We start from the raw sequence: 508 nt of genomic DNA on the forward strand, positions 1-508 counted from the left end.
GAGCGAGGCGCACAGATCATAGACATCAATATGGGCTGCCCGGCCAAGAAAGTTTGTAACAAAGCAGCAGGCTCTGCACTGATGAGAGACGAAGACCTGGTAAAGGAAATCCTAAGTGCAGTGGTTGGGGCTGTCGACATTCCGGTGACGCTAAAAATACGCACTGGCTGGGATAAAAACTCTCGAAATGCATTAACGATCGCTAAAATGGCAGAGCAAAGCGGTATTGCAGCTCTCGCCATTCACGGCCGAACTCGAGCTTGCGCTTACCAAGGACAAGCTGAATACGACACCATCGCTCAAGTAAAAGAGGCGATAAGCATACCCGTTCTTGCTAACGGCGATATTGATTCGCCCGAGAAAGCAGAACAGGTATTGAAGCAAACAGGAGTTGACGGTCTGCTAATAGGTCGAGCTGCACAAGGCTGCCCTTGGATTTTTGATGATATCAACCACTACCTTAAGCACGGTACCAAGCGTGAAGAAAGACCGTTGGCCACCGTTCGCG

General features: G+C 50.0%; 1 protein-coding gene. It reads left to right on the plus strand.

Annotated elements, in window-relative coordinates; genetic code table 11:
- Positions 1 to 508: tRNA-dihydrouridine synthase (locus A3757_RS04790; protein WP_197469786.1), on the plus strand; the 508-nt coding region annotated here is incomplete at both ends.

It is taken from the genome of Oleiphilus sp. HI0117, assembly GCF_001635235.1.